This window comes from Candidatus Zixiibacteriota bacterium (assembly GCA_022865345.1).
GTDB lineage: Bacteria > Zixibacteria > MSB-5A5 > MSB-5A5 > RBG-16-43-9 > RBG-16-43-9.
In genome coordinates this window covers 1-16,660 of the sequence record JALHSU010000263.1, presented here as the reverse complement: position 1 = coordinate 16,660, position 16,660 = coordinate 1, and the positions used below count along the sequence as shown (strand labels likewise).

Sequence of the window (16,660 nt, the reverse complement as noted above, 5' to 3'; positions counted from 1 at the left end):
CTAACCGAATCTTAGCAACCATAATAAATTTAGAAATTGCTTTCTTGTCAATAGAGAAAGTGAGGTAAAGCGGACACTTCTGGTGAAGAATTAAGGTCCCAGCAGTTTTAAACCTGCGTCACATATCCAAAAAAATCGAGGACTGAAGGTTGACCTACAGATTGGTCCGTTGGTCAGGAGACCAACGGACAACAGGGGCGAGAAAACCTCACCCCTACATCCTGTCTACTGTTTTTTCAGCCCTATGTATTGAAACAGGTCTCTTAGCTCACCAGGATTGAACCTGGGCCAGGGTATTTTCTTTTCCTCTACGGTCTTCTGCATTACCGGTGCATGGTTGAGCATCTCAGTAGCCATCTCCGTGGCATAGTATTTTCCCTCCAGTTGTGAAAAATCTATGGCCGGTCCTTTTGAGGTATGACAATCAGCACACCTTTTTTCCGCAAAGTCCTTTTCCCCTTTTTCTGAATCTCCAGCCTTGTCAGAGTAATTAAGAAAGTAAAGATAAGAGATTATATCCGCCATCCCCTGCCCGGAAAATTTGGGAACCTCCCCTTTTTTCCACATGAGCGGAGCAGAGTTCCAAAGAATTGCCCCTATCTGGGTCATGCTGGTGTGATATTTCACGGAGTTTCTCTTGAGATCTAAGGCTATGATCTTAGGGCCTGAACCATGGCAGCGGGAACATCCTTTTTGTTGAAATAGCATTTCTCCCTGTTTTGGTGAGCCGAGCAGGTGAAAAGGAACCTCCCTTTCTGTGCCTTTAGCTTTTTGACGGACAAATGCCAGGAGATCCATCATCTGATTGTCTTTAAAAGAAGGCCAACTGATTTTGGTTGTCTGTAACAGAGAGGACATCTCCGGCACGTGGTTCCACATCGCCTGAACCATAAATATAGGCGAAAGGTCTTGTTTGAATTTTTCCAGATTTGGACCCTTTTTGCCGCCTTTGCCTTCGAAGGAATGGCAATCCTGGCATCCTTTTTCCTTAAACAGAACCCTGCCTGTTTCCGGATTCCCGGGTATATCGAAAAACTCCAGGGAGTAAAGAAAAGCTACTAACCTGGAAAGCTCCTCCGGGGAGAACTTGGGCCATTCGAGCCTCAAACTCCCCATTCTCTGATGCATATAAGGGAAATGGTTCCAAATAGCCCCGGAAAGATCCAGGAAACTTCCTTCTAAGCTTACCTTCCCTAAATCTGGTCCTATCGCCTCACCCTCACCCCAGATCGCGTGACACTTAACGCATTCTTTATCTATGAAATCCCTGAAGCCGTCTGAGGGATTTTCCGGCAGGGTCTGAGAGTTTGCCTGAAGAGACAATATGGCTGAAAATGACACAGCCAGGAAGGCACGGATAATCGTTCTTCTAAACATCTTTTCTCCTTTAGCTTGACCCTTCGCCTGAGACTTCGCCCGGCAGATAAGTCCTTATCCTCTCCTCCACCTCGGCCAGGGCTTTTTCCCTGCCTTCTCTTATCTCCCAGATTGAGACTATGGGAAAAACCTTGGTGAAGAGCGCATAAAGCAGAATAAAGAAAGCAAAGCATCCCAGGGTGATAAGAGCCTCCACCCAGGTAGGATGATAAAAGCTGGTCCCGGTGGCAAGCCGGGGATTGATAAGGGTCGGGACCACGATGGTGAACCTTTCCAGCCACATCCCGATGGTCACACAGATTGAAGCTACAACAGTGCCGGCAATGGTTCTGGTTTTTTTTCTGGCGAGGATTATAAAAGGTATCACAAAATTGAGCGTGAACATTGACCAGATATAAGGAGCATACTGCCCGGTCAATTTAGCATAGAAGATCTTCAACTGGACCGGCTCTCCACCGTAAAAAGTGGTCAGGTACTCTGCAAAGGTAAAATAAAACCAGAGTAAAGTCATAACCAGAAGGAGTATTCCCAGATTATTAAAGTGAATCGGTTTCAGATAATCCTGAAGATGGTAAGCTTTTCTGATCAGCGCCATAGCTATTATCAGCGCTGCAATCCCGGAGAAGATGGCTCCAACCACAAAATAGGGACCAAAAATGGCTGTGTGCCACATCGGCTGTATGGTCATAGCAAACACAAAGGAGACCACTGTATGGACTGAAACCGCTATAGGGATAACCAGAACAGCCATAACCGCAATTCCTATCTCCAGTCTTCTTTTCTGCGCTTCAGTTCCCTGCCAGCCCAAGGAGAGGAAACGGTAGAGCCATCTCCTTTTTTTAACATTGTCCCTTAAGATAGCAATATCCGGGATAAGCGGAAGAAAAAGATAGATCGAGCTGGCAGTCAGGTAAGTGGTGATGCTGGTAACGTCCCAGAGAAGAGGTGAATGAAAGTTACCGTGATAGATTACGTAGATAGCCCGGTCTATCCTGCCTAAGTCGATTAAGATGTTACCTACTCCAAAGAAGAGGACTAACACTGTGATAACCTCTGCTGAACGGGTTATAGCCCTTCTCCATTCTGCTCTGGCAAGTCGTAAGATAGCGGAGATTAAAGTGCCGGCATGGCTAATCCCGATAAAGAAAACGAAATTGGTGATATAGATTCCCCAGTAAACCGGACGGGAAAGCCCGGTAACTCCCAAGCCTAAAACGAATTGTTTGAAATAGGCAAAGGCCGCACCGCCAGTGATCGCCAGTAAAATCGCGGCGGCAAGATAAAACCCTTTTCCAGTCTTAAGAATGGGATTTAAGAGGATTTGATCCTGCTCTAAACTTTGTTTTCTCGACTCCATTTTAAACTTCCTCTGACAGGTAAATCACCTTGGGCTTGGTACCCAGTTCCTCCATCAGCCTGAATGCTCTTATACTCTTGGAAAGCTCAGACACTTTGCTGTTCGGATCTGCTAAATCTCCGAAATAGAGCACGCCAGAGGGGCAAGCCTGCACGCATGCAGGTATATATTCATCCGGGTTGAACTCTCTTCCTTCTAATTTTGCATTTTCCTTTACCTTGACCAGCCTGTGACCGCAGAAAGTGCATTTCTCCACTACTCCTCTGGGTCGAACATCCACATCCGGATTCAGGTAATTTTTCATCTCAGCTGGCCAGTGAGGCTTATACCAGTTAAAAGATTTCAGGGTATAAGGGCAGGCAGTGGTGCAGTATCTGCATCCTATGCAGCGCAAGTCCGTCTGCCCGACAATACCTTCCTCCTTGCTATAGTAAGTGGCTTTGACTGGACAGACCTTGGTACAGGGCGGGTTGTCACAGTGCATACAGGGACGCGGCATAAACCTGATTTTCACATTCGGATATTCGTGCTCGGTGAAGGTTAGAATCTCCATCCATTGGATCGACCTACCTAATTCGGCCTGTTCCGGATTGGATGGAGGCACATTGTTCTCAGCCTGGCAGGCAACCACACAAGCCTGGCAGCCAGTGCATTTAGCCAAGTCTATAACCATTCCCCATCTGTGCATATCATTTCACCTTAAGCTTTATAAAGTTTGACCCTGGTCTCTCCCCAGTTAGCTATTCCGGATAAAGGATCGATTTTTTCCTTTAGAATTTTCACCGGATTGTAATCTGCTTTCTCATCCTCAAAACCAAACGGTATTCCTACCACCTCAGGCATCGTTCCCGGGAAAAGCCTAGCTTTCAGTTTGATTCTTCCTTTAGAAGATTCCACCCAGGCTAAATCTTTATCCGCAATGCCTAATTCTCTGGCTTTTTCCGGGTTTATCTCCACCCAGGGATGCCATTTTTCCTTTTGATAGAAACCTGCGGTATCCTTAAGCCAGGGCGAGGGTAAATCCCTCTCAGTGGAAAGCGAGTGTAAGACGAACACTCTTAAGTAAAGAGGATATTCCTCTTCTTTCCCTGGAAGTGGAGGGTTCGGCAGAAAATATTTGTCATCTTTGATATTTTGATCTTTCAATCTGTCCTTTAGAATCTGGGAATAGAACTCAAGTTTTTTAGAGGGGGTTTTGAAAACCCTGTCCCATTCGCCGGATTTGTAAATCGGGTCCCACCAGCCTCCTTTTTCTTTGATTCCTTTACTGAACTCTTCGAGATTTTTGTAAGAAGGTGCTTTCCAGCCTCTTTTCTCCAGGACCCTGGTCCAGATCTCCTCAAAAGGAACCCCGAAAAGGTCTCCTCTTCCGGAATCAAAAACCCCCTTCAGGGCAAAATTTAAAACCTCCTGATGATCTTTCCAGGGGAAGGCTGAACTCATCTTATCGTCAACTTTTTTGGAAAGCTCTAAGAGCACTTCCGGAGTTGATTTTGTCTGGTAAAGCGGCTCAATCACCGGCTGCCTTAGGCTCAAAACAGGAAAGCCCTGCAGGGTATATGTCGGGTCATCCTCTAATCTTTCCAGATAAGTATCGTCAGGCAGGATAAGGTCAGCATATTCTGAGGTCTCATCCATAAACGAAGAGAAAGAGACTACCATCGGAATTTTCTTTAAGGCTTGAATGAATCTTCCTCGTACGGGGCTGGAAAAAACAGGGTCCGTATTATATATGAACAGCATATTCAGAGGATACGGTTTATCTGACAGGATATTATCAGGAAAGTTATCCGGCAGGTCTTTGGACAAGGGATACTTATCATTTCCGGCTGAATCTATCCTGGGCTTATTTCTACCCTCGGTCGATAAGGGATCAACAGGAATGGATGGAAAATTTGATAATGGAGGCACCTTGGGTAAGAGGACTCCTCCATTTATTTCAAAGCTGCCCATCAAACCGTTAAGAGAGTGTATGGCCATTCGCGTGAAAGTACTCTGCTGGCTCAGATTGAAATTGTCTTCTCCTAGAGCGACTGCAGGCTGTAGTTTGGCAAAATCCCGGGCTAACCTTATAATCGTGTCTATTGGAACTCCGGTGATCAAAGAGATCTGCGAAAGGTTGAAATTATTCAGGACATAATCTTTGAAACCGGGATGCACGACTCCTGAAGGGTCTTTCCAGCTCTCGAATCCGAAAGTATGTTTGGAAACAAAGTCCTGATTATAGATATTTTCCTTGATCAGCATGTAGGCGATCCCCAGGGCTAAGAACCCTTCGGTGCCCGGATTTATTGGGACCCATTGATTTGATCTCGCTGCTGTAACTGAAAGACGCGGCTCGATCTGGACCGTCCTTCCTCTGGGTGCTCTTTTGTCGTCATTGAGCTTGCCAAATGACCTGAAAGCCTGAACTGGTGACCAGAACGACTCAAGCCAGTTTGAGCCAAACGACAGGATATAATTAGCATTTTCTAAATCATATACTGAGGGATATGGACTTCCCTGCATAAGATAGATCCCGGGCACAGGCGTCTCTTCACGGTAACTGTTATTGTCTATCAGATTAGGGGAGCCATAGGCATCTAAGAATCTTTTGAAAAGTTGTCTTGTAGTTCCTCTACACTGACCCATAAGGACGGCCGTGGTATAGGTCGTTTTCTCGGTTCGCAGAGTCCTGAGCTTGTCAGAGATCAGGTTAAGAGCTTCATCCCAGTTTATCTTCTCCCATTTTTTTGAGCCTTTTTCTCCGACTCTTCTCAGAGGGGTTTTTATCCTGAAAGGGGAATAGAGAACCTGAAGACCAGCGTAACCTTTGGGACACAAGGTCCCCCGGCTAATGGGATGAAGAGGATTCCCTTCGATCTTGACTAACCTTTTTCCATCCAGAACCCGGGCTAAAATCCCACAGCCACCCGGACAGAGCTGACAAACAGAAGGGACCCAGGTTTCTATCCCCTGAGGCACGATCTCATCAAAAGAATCCATCCAGGGCATTTTTTTAAAGATAAACCCACCACCAAAAGCCATGACCGAGCCACTGGATAAAAACTTCAGAAAATCTCTTCTGGATTGTTCCATAAATCTATTCTAAATTTATTTGTGACAGGTTATGCAATCAACAGAAACCTTCATTTTCCTGTGGCAGTCCCTGCAACGATCCATGCTTATTTTAACCAGGGGTCTGCGCGGAGGCTTGATAGTGTCGGCTATATCCCCGTGACAGACCTTGCACTCCAATTTTCCCACGACCATATGCAGACGATGAGAATAGGTGACTGATCTTTTAGTTCTGTAGATTCTCTGCCACTCGATGGTTTTCCCCTCTTTGACAGCATTCACTACTTTCGCCTCTTCTTTACTTTTTCCCTGAGGCTCAGAATGACAGCCGGCGCAGATATCCAGGTTGGGGATTCCGGAAAACCTTTGAGTTTTGAAATAGATGTGACAATCCTCGCAGGAAAGCCCAACTTTTTTGATGTGTAACTGATGATTAAACTGAACCGGCTGTGCGATTCCTGAACTCTGCAACCAGAAATATGCCAGAACCAGGATTGCGATAAATAGCAAGATCAGAAAAGCTATTCTTCTCATACAGTCTTATTGTGAGTAAGCTCACAATTTTATTTTAAAGCAAAAAATAGTCTTAGCTTGCTTACCTGAATAATCTCCTGACAAAACGAAATCCTATCCATAGAATCAAAAACAAGACCAGCAGGATGACGAAAACCCTGAGCCAGCTCAATAGCCCGATCAAAAAAACTCTTCTCTGAGGTAAACCCACTACCTGCTTAGCCATCTCCACCTCCATAAACCCTGTGGTCAAAACGGGTGTAGGATACTGGTATCTTAAAGTAGATTCCACGGAAAAAGGTTTTATCCCTGAAGGAAGATCAAACTCGAACTTTTCCTGCCTGGTTTCCTTTGGGGCAATCCGGTTATCGCTTAGAATAGAAGAAGCTTCTAATATCATCTTATAACTTTCAGTCAGGACATCCCCTTTTTGATCCAGCAGGACCTTCTGATAAACCTTCTCTTTCTCAGCTATTTTCTTACCTTTATCGTCTAAAAGTTTCACCGAAAGGATTACCTTCCGCACCGGGGTTCCAGTGGGTAATTTATGGCCGGATTCAGCATTGGTCACATAAACTGTAACTAAAGCTTTCCCCTTTTCGGGTTTAAGCTCGGTTCTCAGGGTTGCGGCATGCTGGAGGTTTATCTCCGAATGACCCCCTAAGAACTCGTGTGCGGTCATATTCAGCTCTGATCTTTTCACTTTTGGGTCGACTATTGGCATGCCCGGGACTTTAGGCATATGACAGTTCTGACAATATACCTTCTGTTCAGGATAAGGTCCTTCCTTCCACTCCGAATAGGTACCCAGGACCAAAACCCCGGAGCTATTTTTCAACTGATGACATCCTGCGCAGAACTCAGACCGGGTATGCAGTTCCGAATAGGTTGCTTGATGAGCGGGAGAAGAGGCGTTTTGGTAAGGACCATACTGGGTGCTCCCAGGATTGACTTTGAAAGGGTCTTTTGGGTTTTCCAGATCTACTGCATAAATCGAGTGACAGAAATCGCAGTTTATCCCTTCCCTCGAAATTCGATTTTTTAAATAGCTGTCCCCGCTATAGCGAGTAGTTGGGGAATGGCAAGAAAGGCAATATTCTCTTATCTTCTCACCGTACTCATTCAGCGCGTGCAGATAGTCTAACTTGAAGACCGGGTCAGATATTGCTTGGGCGTGCATCGAATTCGACCAGGTCTGGTATATATTTTTATGGCAGTTTCCGCATTCCTGGCTGGGTGAAAAAACAGCTTCTGAAATCCCTTTTTCTCTGGCAAAAGATGAAGAGGAAAGTAAAATGAAGAGAAAAACGGAAGAGATAAAGAATGCAAATCTTTTTATCAAGACTTTTTTAAAGTTTAACCAAGAAGAAATCAACTTCACTCCGTGCCCGATTTTTTTTCTCCACTTATCCCCTTATTAAAAAAATACTTTTTCAATATAAAATCGTCTCTCGTTTTGTCAATAAGAAAAAATACTATTTTAGTCCACTATTCTCAGCTGTAGGGCGAGTTCGTAACGTGAAACTGTTTTGCCAACCATAACCCCACTGCGTTTAGTTACCGAACTCATCCCCTGGCCCTTCTCTTACTAAGAGAAGGGGGGTTTAAGTCCCTCTCTTTGCAAGAGAGGGATTTAGGGTGAGTTCAGACTGTGAAATTGTTTTGCCCAGCATACTTTTTTTGACGGATAACGTCTAGACTTTGTCTTTAATAAATCGAGAAGTTCTCTGATTGTCAACTAAGAAAGAGAAAAAAGGGCGAGGCAACCTCGCCCCTACCTTTTATTTTTGTTCGCTGTATGCTGTTCTACTGTCTACTTTTCAGTTTCCTTAGCCTTTCCTTCGCATCTGCAACTTCTGGAATCCCAGGGTCAGCATTTTTCCAGATATCCAGAAACTGCTCATATTGCTCAATTGCTTTTTTAGTCCAGCCTGATTTCTCATAAGCCAAGCCTAAAAGATAATAAGCTTTCACTGCCCTGGAAGACCATACTCTGTCATCATCATATCTGGAAAGTGCCTTTTCTAATTGAGCTACTGCCTCGTCCAGTCTGCCTTTGCTCAAGTAAATTTCCGACAGATCACAACGGAGATCAAAAGATGGGGTTGGGGAGTCCTTGTATACTCTTTCCAAATAGCTCAATGCCATGTTGGTATCCCCTTTGACTAATTCGATTTGGCCCAAAGTCCACCAGTAAGAATACATCCAGGTTGAATCCTTTCCTTCAAGGTCCTTTTTCAAAGCCCGCATCAGCTTTTCAGCTTCTGTGATTCTTCCGCTCTTTGCTAGAAGATAGGCGTAACCATCCCTCTCATACACTGGGTCATTAGGTTGGGCTTTTTTGTATATTTCCATGCCTATTTCCACTTCCTTTAATGCTAAACCCATCTTTTTCTGCCTTTCATACAGAAGAAATGCCTTATTGAAATGTTTATAGGCATTCATCTCTCCTTCAAACTGTTCCATTCTATCTCCGGCAATGCCATCGTCCAACACCTTGAGAGCATCTTCGAATTTCCCCTGGTAAAAAGGAATCAATTTTAAGTATAACCTTCCCATTGATCTGTAAGGTTTCTCGCTGCTGGAAGAGAGTTCCTTATAACAGCTTTCCGCTTTGGCATAATCCTTTTTGAAAAGATACATATGCCCCAGTTTGAACTGGGACGGATAGAAGTCTGATTTTTTTTCTAAAGCCTTTTTGTAAGATTCCATTGCCTGGTCGAGCTTGCCATTCCATGCATATAAATCAGCTCTCGTATCGTAAGGATTGGGTTCATCCGGGGCTAATTCTATATACTTGTTAATAGCCCAGATGGATTTCTCAAAATCTCCCATATCATTGTAGGTATAAGCAAGAATGTTGTAAGCCAGCTTATAGAGAGGGTCTATCTGGATGGCTTTGCTGAGATAATAAACTGCTTCTTTGAACTCGCGTAAATTACGATAATAAATTTGTCCTAATACATAAAATGCGTCTTTTTCATCAGGATAACTTTCCACTATCTTTTTTAGTCCGTTTATCGCTTGAGAATAATCACCTTTTATATATGCTTCAAAACCTTTAATATAAAGTTTCTCCTTCTGGGTTATATTATCTGTGTATTTCGCAGCTTTGGTAATGAACTCTCTTGCCCCCCTATCATAGCCTGCATATTGATTAGTTACTGCCAGCCAATAATATGCCATAGCAAAGGTAGAATCAAGCTCCAGAGCTTTCTTAAGACTCCTCTCTGCCTCTGCAAAGTAAAGTTTGTAACCGTAATCAACGCCTTCGAGAAAGTAACGATATGCTTCTTGCGAATGGGTGGTAACCTTAGCTACTGATGGTTCCTTCTCCTGTTGGGCTGAGACAGGAAGAGAAAAACCTTTTTTGATTTCAACGGTTAACCGATCAACTAAAGAAAATACATCTTGTTCCTTCTCTCCGCTGATTCGTTGCGATGCCTTTATTTCGCCAGTTCCGACATCAACTAACTGGGTTGTTATTTCGATTCTTGGCTTGACTTGAAGTATGCTTCCCAAAAGCATCCACTTAACCCCGGCTTTTGCAGCAACCTGGGTTGCCATATTCTTATCTATCCTTTTTTCTCCCTCTCTACCTAAAAGCTTGAGAATATCATATAATCTCTGGCTGGATACTACCTTGAGATATTGTGACTCCGATAAGCCGGTGATAAGCAGGTTAGTAACGATTTCGCCAAGCTTTTGCTTGTCCTCCGGATCGACTAGGTTGTCAAAATACATTACTGCCAGGGAGTTCTCTTTAGCTATTGCCCCTTTTTCCGGAGCAATCTCAAATTTGAAAGGTTTGAGAATCAAGAAAAGCAAAACCAGGATGACAACAACTGAGGCAGGAATTGCAAATGGAAGAACTTTCCTTTTAGGCTTTGCTGCAATCACCTCTTTAGGAATCTGTCCGGTCTTCAGATAATCCAAACTCTTCCTTTCTCTTCTTAAATCTGCCAGAAGATCATCTATGTGCTGGTACCTCTCATTTTTTTCTTTTGCCAATGCTTTGGACACTATATCCTCTAATTTAGCTGAGACCTGATTGTTGAACCGAGCTACTGGCTGAGGTTCTTCGTTGATTATCGAGTAAACAATGGCAGCCTGATGCTCTCCTCCAAAAGGTAAATTTTTGGTCAAAAGCTCATACAGGACGACTCCAAAGGAAAAAATATCGCTCCTCTGGTCGACTTCTTCACCTTGAGCTTGTTCTGGTGACATATAGGCAAGTGTTCCTAAGGTTGAGCGTGTCTTGGTAAGCTTGGTAGCTCCCTTTAACTTCGCCAGACCAAAGTCCATTATCTTTACTTGCCCTCGGGGAGTAAGCATTATATTGTCAGATTTGATATCCCTATGAACAATCCCCTTCTCATGCGCCATGGCTAAACCTTCACATATCTGAATCCCGATATCTATAACCTTTTTTATGGTGAGCGTTTCCTTGTCAATTATATATTTTAAAGTATTTCCCTCGCAATATTCCATAACTATAAACATCTGCCCTTCAAACTCATCGATCTCATAAATAGTGGTGATATTGTTATGACTTAAAGCTGATGCGGCTTTAGCTTCGTGGATGAATCTTTCCTTCTCCACAGGCTCAGAGGTCAGGTGCGGAGGTAAGAACTTTAAAGCCACCAGGCGGTCCAATTTTATATCCTGGGCTTTATAGACCACACCCATTCCCCCCTCACCAAGCTTTTCTAAGATTTTGTAGTGAGAAATTGTTTTGCCAATCATTCTTTCAATCCCATTTTCTTAAGGAGTGCTGTGAACCTTGGGTCCGAGCGAAGACTGTCAAGAAGCGGAAAAGTCCCGAGAGTAGCCATCCAAGATTCCCGTTCTAAATAAGCCTTTTCCAGGTATTCGAATGCTTGGTCCTTCTCGCCGAGTCCCATATAGATTATGGCTCTATAGAAGGGTGAGACATACCTCTCTTGGGATAGCTCGTTCAATCGGTCGAGCATTTTCAGCGCTTTATATCTTTGGCCTGACATAGCATAGACACTTCCAAGAGTTCCTACCCCAAATGGATTGCCTTGTGAAAGAGTCATGAACTTGTTGGAAGCCACAATGGCTTCTTCCCACATTCCCTTGGCAGAATAGGTCCATCCCAGAAAAAGATAGACCAATGAGAAGTTCGGGTCCATTTCGACCGTCTTGCGATATTGATCTAATGCTTCGTCATACCGACGCTCCCAATACAATCCGAGTCCATAAACTGAGTTTATCATGAGCGAAAGTGGGTCCAATTCCAGAGCCCGCTTCACTGAAACCGTTCCTTCATCGAATCTCCTCATTGGCGCTAAAGACACGCCGTACCATTCGTGTCCTGTTGCATAGTTGGGGTTGAGTTCAAGGGCTCGATTGAATTCATCTTCGGCAGCAACCCAGTCCCAGTCATAGAACGTGTGGATCCAACCCATTGAGGTATGAGCCTCGGCCAGCGTATCGTCAATCTCCAGTGCCTTTTCCGCAGCAACTCTTGCTCGGGGGTAGGCCTCTTTCGGAGGCAACCAACCAAAATGTCCAAGCAAGACATAGCAGTCAGCTATTCCTGCATAGGCGAGCGCATATAGAGGGTCTTTGTTAATTGCCTGATGAAAACACTCAATCCCCTTTTGTAATCCTCCTTCGTAACGCCTGTTCCAGAAGTAACGGCCCTTTAAATACAAGTTGAAGGCTTCCTGGTCGTCCGTGAAACGCTTTACCAGCTTAGCTTTCTCCTCTTTTAAAAGCTTGACTTTTAGCTTATCTACAATTGCGAGGGAGATTTCGTCTTGAATGGCGAATACGTCATCAATCTCTCGGTCATATCGCTCCGACCAAAGATGATAGCCGTCCGCTACGTTAACAAGTTGTGCGGTTATCCGTAATCTATTCCCTGCTTTCCGCACACTTCCCTCCATCACCGTTTCCACGTTCAGCTTTCTGCCAATCTCGCGAATATCCATTTCTTTTCCCCTAAAGAAGAAAGCAGAAGTTCGAGCCACCACACGTAAATCCTCTATCTGCGATAGAGCATTGATAATCTCTTCTGCCATGCCATCGCAGAAATACTCCTGCTCTTTGTCAGCACTCAGATTAGTGAAAGGCAACACAGCAATGGAGGGTTGTGGATTTATGGTATGGAATTCTACTTCTTTGGGGATTTTTTTCAAATCAGCCCGAAAATCATCAATATGCTGGTAACGCTCCTCTCTATTTTTCGACAACGCCTTATCAACTGTCCTTTGTAATTCTCCCGGAATATTGGCTTTACACCTCGCCAAAGGTTCTGGTGCCTCATTTAAAATAGAATAAATTATTGCCGCTTCATGCTCTCCTTTAAAGGGCAATTGACCCGTTATCATCTCATATAAAACAACACCAAAAGAGAATATATCTGAGCGCTGGTCGACCTCTATACCCTGAACCTGCTCTGGAGACATATATCCTAACGTGCCGACTGTAGAACCTGTCCGGGTCAGTTTAGACACACCTCTAAGCTTGGCTAAACCAAAATCCATTATCTTGACCAGACCATCAACAGTAAGCATTATATTATCTGACTTAATGTCCCGATGAACTATACCTTTCTTATGAGCAGCATTTAAGCCCTCTGCTACCTGGGTGGCTATGTTCAAAACCTCTTCTATGGTGAATGTCTTTTCCTTGATTAGCTCTTTTAAGGAGTTCCCCTCAACATATTCCATTGCTATAAAACATTCACCTTCAAATTCATCAATCTCATGAATTGTAGTTATGTTCGGATGATTCAGGGAGGAGGCGGCTTTGGCTTCATGCTCAAATCTGGTCTTGGCTTCCTGGTCACACAGAAGATGTTTAGGCAGAAACTTCAAAGCCACAATACGGTCAAGTTTAATATCCTGGGCTTTATAGACCACACCCATACCACCTTCACCCAGCTTTTCGAGAATTTTGTAATGAGAAATTGTTCTGCCGATCATAACCTGTTACACCTGGTTACTGAACTCATCCCCTACCCCTTCTCCCCACCTTTGGCGGGATCTTCGACTTACAAAGAGAAGGGGAATACAAGTCCCTCTCTTTGCAAGAGAGGCTTGTCCCGCCAACGGCGGGAGATTCAGGGTGAGTTCGAAATGAGAAATTGTTTTGCCCAGCATACTTTTTTTGACGGATAACGTCTAGACTTTGTCTTTAATAAATCGAGAAGCTCTCTGATTGTCAACGAAGAAAGTGAGAAAAAAGGGGGAGGTAACCTCGCCCCTACCCTGTCTGCTGTATAATGTCTACTACCTACTTTTCAAACCCTGCGGAAAATCCTCTCCATTTTTCAGCAAATTCCCTAAGCTTTTTGTCCACTAAGTAATTTACCGTCTCCTCTTCAAAATTTCCATCTTCTTTTCTTGTACCAGCTTTAACCTCTGTTAAAATCTCGATCCCTTCATCGATGGTTTTTATTGGATAGATGTGGAAATTCCCCTCCTTTACCGCATTGACCACCTCCGGTCGCAGCATCAGATCGTCTACATTCTGATGAGGAATCATAACCCCCTGGGTTCCAGTCAAGCCTTTGGCTTTACAAACGTCATAAAATCCCTCGATCTTCTGGTTTACCCCTCCGATCGGCTGAATCTCCCCTTTCTGATTGACCGAGCCGGTAACTGCCACATCCTGCCTAATAGGAAGCTCTGACAGACTGGAAAGGATGCCATAGACCTCAGTGGAGGAGGCTGAATCACCATCCACACCGGAATAAGACTGTTCAAAACAGATGCTGGCGTTCATCACCAGCGGTTTATCCTGAGCATATCTCCCCTGTAAAAATCCGGATAAAATTAGAACCCCTTTGTTATGAGTGCGACCTGAAAGCTCTGCCTCCCTTTCTATGTTTATTACCCCGCTTCTACCAACCGAGGTTCTGGCTGTAATCCGGGTCGGCTTGCCAAACATATACTCTCCTAAATCATAGATGGACAGGCCATTTACCTGACCAACCACTTTCCCTTCAGTATCCACCATAATGGTCCCTTCATTGATCATCTCCTGGATTTTATCCTCTGGCAAGTTGACCCTTCTTTTCCATTCTTCAATAGCTTTCTCCACGTGCTGGCTTGAGACCATTTTTGCATTTAAGGTTCCAGCCCAATAATTAGCTTCCCGGATTAAGTCTGCGACCACGTTGAATCTGGTGGAAAGCTTATTCTGTCTACCGGCTAATCTCACCCCGTATTCAATAACTGCAGCGATGGCGCTCTTATCAAACGGGTTGAGCTTCTCATCCCGGCAGACCTTGCGGATAAACGTCGCATATTCCCAGATAGTGTCATCTCTTTTGGGCATCACCAGATCGAAGTCAGCTTTAACCTTGAAGACTTTCCTGAAGTCATCATCCAGGCTATAAAGGGTCTGGTAAATGTACGGATCTCCGATCATGACCACTTTTACCTCGGATTTGATCGATTCGGGTTTTAAAGCTGAGGCAGAAAAGAAATAGAACGGGTCATAGGTCTGTATCTCGACTATCCCGTTGCGTAAAGTCCTTTTAAGAGCTTGCCACACGCCTGGTTCGACCACAGCATCCAGGGCATTTAAAACCAGATAACCGCCGTTGGCTTTCAAAAAAGAGCCTGCCCTGATCTTGGTGAAATCGGCTCTGCCCGCACCCAGGCGGTCAACACTTCTTTCTATCGTGCCGAAAAGGTTGTGGTAAGATGGGCTGGTTTCTATTATTATCGGTATTCCTTTGGTCTCGCTGTTATCGACTATTACATTTACCTCATACTCCCTGAAAGGCTCCTCTGAAGCAAGAAAAGGAAGCCCGGGCAGAGAACCCTCTGGTTGTTCTTCTTTTTTTTCTCTAAATTTTTCATACTCAGATAAGATATCATCCTGAACCTCATTTAAATATTCCTCGATCTTCTTATTACCCTCATACTTGGTTCTGATCTCCTGAATGTGCTCCTTTACCAAAGGAGAGATTATTTCTTTGTCTAAATTGTATAAAGCCTGTTCTAATTCCTTGGACACGGCCCTGGTTTCCCTGAATACCTTTTCCATTTCCTCGCCTAATTCAGCATACTTCTCATTGATGGAATTCAGGCTCTCCTGGGAGAATTTACCCTCTTCCACCAGCCTTTCTAATTTACCAATCGCGACGGGTTTGTTCTCAATCAGCGGCTCTAAGTCCGGCTTGACAAACGGTCCCAATTGCACCTGAACAAGTGCAAACCCCTCCTTGGCAACTTTTTTTTCAAACTCGCTGACCAGTTTTTTCTGCCTTTCCTGATATGAGCTAATCACCTCTTTTTTGCGACGCTGATAAACCTCGCTTTCAAAGATCCCGGTAATATCCCTGGCTAGGATAGAGACCAGATCGTCCATATCTTTTTTGAAAACCACCCCTTTGCCAGCCGGGAGGCTTATCACCTTGGGCAGGTCAGAATTCTTGAAATTATTAACATAACACTTATCATCCGGGGTCTTCTCCCCTTTCTCCAGCTTTTCCAGAAGGTGTTTGATGGTTGTGGTTCTCCCGGTTCCCACCAATCCCGTGACGAAGATATTATATCCCATACTCTTAATATCCAGACCCAATCTCAACGCCCGGATAGCTCTATCCTGCCCGATAATCCCTTCACAAGCCTCCACATCATCCGTGGAATCCAGTTTCAGACTCTCTGGGTCGCATTTCCATCTGAGTTGTTTTGCTGTAAGCTCTTCGTATTTCGATTTCCTGGACATAACTCCTCCTTAATATCTTAAGTAGATTATGATTTGCTCCTATTTTAAAATAACCGCAAGGAACAATCTAAGTCAAGGATAAAATCTATAACAAATGGCGAATATCGGATGACGAATGACGGATAAAAGAAAAAAGGAAAAAAATCTGCTGTCGAATAGAGTCTGTAGGGGGAGGGTTCCCCTGCCCTCATTTAGTAAGAGAAAAGAGCGAGTCCGCCTTTTGGCGGATCGTCCCTAAAAAAAAGAAACGTAGAGACGCATGGCATGCGTCTCTCTATCTCTCCCCCTGAGGTGCAGTCAGGTGTTTTCACCTGACTGTAGGTCGAAGGACCCACAAGAACCATAGCCCCACCTTGCCCTCAAGGTGGCGATCTTTCATGAGCATGAAGTTTTCTAGCGATCTCATTTCAAACTTGACTTTATTAGTTATTTTTTTATAATTGGTCTTTCAGAATTAGAGAGTTCTATAAAATTTTATCTTATGCAGAAAAAAACTGAAACACTAATAAATTCAATTGCCCCGCCGAATTCCTTCCTTTTCTTCGCTTTGCTTTTCTTCTCAGGGGTTCTTTTCTTAGGGCTTTTCCGGCTGGGGTTTCTATTAAAGTATCATAGTTTAGCTTCAGGCATACCCTTATCCAT

9 protein-coding genes are annotated in these 16,660 nt (G+C 44.2%); all 9 read right to left on the bottom strand.

The features are described 5' to 3' along the window. Positions 1-225 precede the first annotated feature (225 nt). The 9 genes from MUP17_12695 to MUP17_12655 all read right to left on the bottom strand — a co-directional run bounded on the left by MUP17_12695 (position 226) and on the right by MUP17_12655 (position 16,018). On the bottom strand, positions 226-1,377 hold the full coding sequence (locus MUP17_12695) for a cytochrome c (GenBank protein MCJ7459829.1): 1,152 nt from the start codon (positions 1,375-1,377) through the stop codon (positions 226-228). A 10-nt stretch (positions 1,378-1,387) separates the two neighbouring features. Beyond that, positions 1,388-2,734: a polysulfide reductase NrfD gene (gene nrfD / locus MUP17_12690; GenBank protein ID MCJ7459828.1), complete on the bottom strand. Its 1,347-nt coding sequence runs from the start codon at positions 2,732-2,734 to the stop codon at positions 1,388-1,390. Position 2,735: 1 nt separating this feature from the next. Beyond that, entirely contained in the window at positions 2,736-3,422 is a 687-nt protein-coding gene (locus tag MUP17_12685; GenBank protein MCJ7459827.1) for a 4Fe-4S dicluster domain-containing protein, read from the bottom strand. An 11-nt stretch (positions 3,423-3,433) separates the two neighbouring features. Further along, on the bottom strand, positions 3,434-5,812 hold the full coding sequence (locus tag MUP17_12680) for a molybdopterin-dependent oxidoreductase (GenBank protein MCJ7459826.1): 2,379 nt from the start codon (positions 5,810-5,812) through the stop codon (positions 3,434-3,436). A gap of 15 nt (positions 5,813-5,827) precedes the next feature. Then, a complete protein-coding gene (locus tag MUP17_12675) occupies positions 5,828-6,325 on the bottom strand; it encodes a cytochrome c family protein (protein ID MCJ7459825.1) in 498 nt (165 codons plus the stop codon). 61 nt (positions 6,326-6,386) lie between these two features. After that, on the bottom strand, positions 6,387-7,679 hold the full coding sequence (locus tag MUP17_12670) for a cytochrome c family protein (GenBank protein MCJ7459824.1): 1,293 nt from the start codon (positions 7,677-7,679) through the stop codon (positions 6,387-6,389). A 431-nt stretch (positions 7,680-8,110) separates the two neighbouring features. Beyond that, positions 8,111-11,050, bottom strand: a complete 2,940-nt coding sequence (locus tag MUP17_12665; protein ID MCJ7459823.1) for a protein kinase — start codon at positions 11,048-11,050, stop codon at positions 8,111-8,113. Next, the gene (locus MUP17_12660; GenBank protein MCJ7459822.1) at positions 11,047-13,260 is read right to left on the bottom strand and encodes a protein kinase; all 2,214 of its coding nucleotides are present in this window, start codon (positions 13,258-13,260) and stop codon (positions 11,047-11,049) included. The genes MUP17_12665 and MUP17_12660 overlap by 4 nt, the downstream gene beginning before the upstream one ends. Positions 13,261-13,570: 310 nt before the next feature. Continuing rightward, a complete protein-coding gene (locus MUP17_12655; protein MCJ7459821.1) occupies positions 13,571-16,018 on the bottom strand; it encodes an AAA family ATPase in 2,448 nt (815 codons plus the stop codon). Positions 16,019-16,660: the final 642 nt, after the last annotated feature.

Coding starts and splice junctions, on each gene's coding strand:
- nrfD (MCJ7459828.1), bottom strand. CDS start 2,734: ATGGAGTCGAGAAAACAAAGTTTAGAGCAGGATCAAATCCTCTTAAAT.
- MUP17_12665 (MCJ7459823.1), bottom strand. CDS start 11,050: ATGATTGGCAAAACAATTTCTCACTACAAAATCTTAGAAAAGCTTGGT.
- MUP17_12695 (MCJ7459829.1), bottom strand. CDS start 1,377: ATGTTTAGAAGAACGATTATCCGTGCCTTCCTGGCTGTGTCATTTTCA.
- MUP17_12660 (MCJ7459822.1), bottom strand. CDS start 13,260: ATGATCGGCAGAACAATTTCTCATTACAAAATTCTCGAAAAGCTGGGT.
- MUP17_12680 (MCJ7459826.1), bottom strand. CDS start 5,812: ATGGAACAATCCAGAAGAGATTTTCTGAAGTTTTTATCCAGTGGCTCG.
- MUP17_12675 (MCJ7459825.1), bottom strand. CDS start 6,325: ATGAGAAGAATAGCTTTTCTGATCTTGCTATTTATCGCAATCCTGGTT.
- MUP17_12655 (MCJ7459821.1), bottom strand. CDS start 16,018: ATGTCCAGGAAATCGAAATACGAAGAGCTTACAGCAAAACAACTCAGA.
- MUP17_12685 (MCJ7459827.1), bottom strand. CDS start 3,422: ATGCACAGATGGGGAATGGTTATAGACTTGGCTAAATGCACTGGCTGC.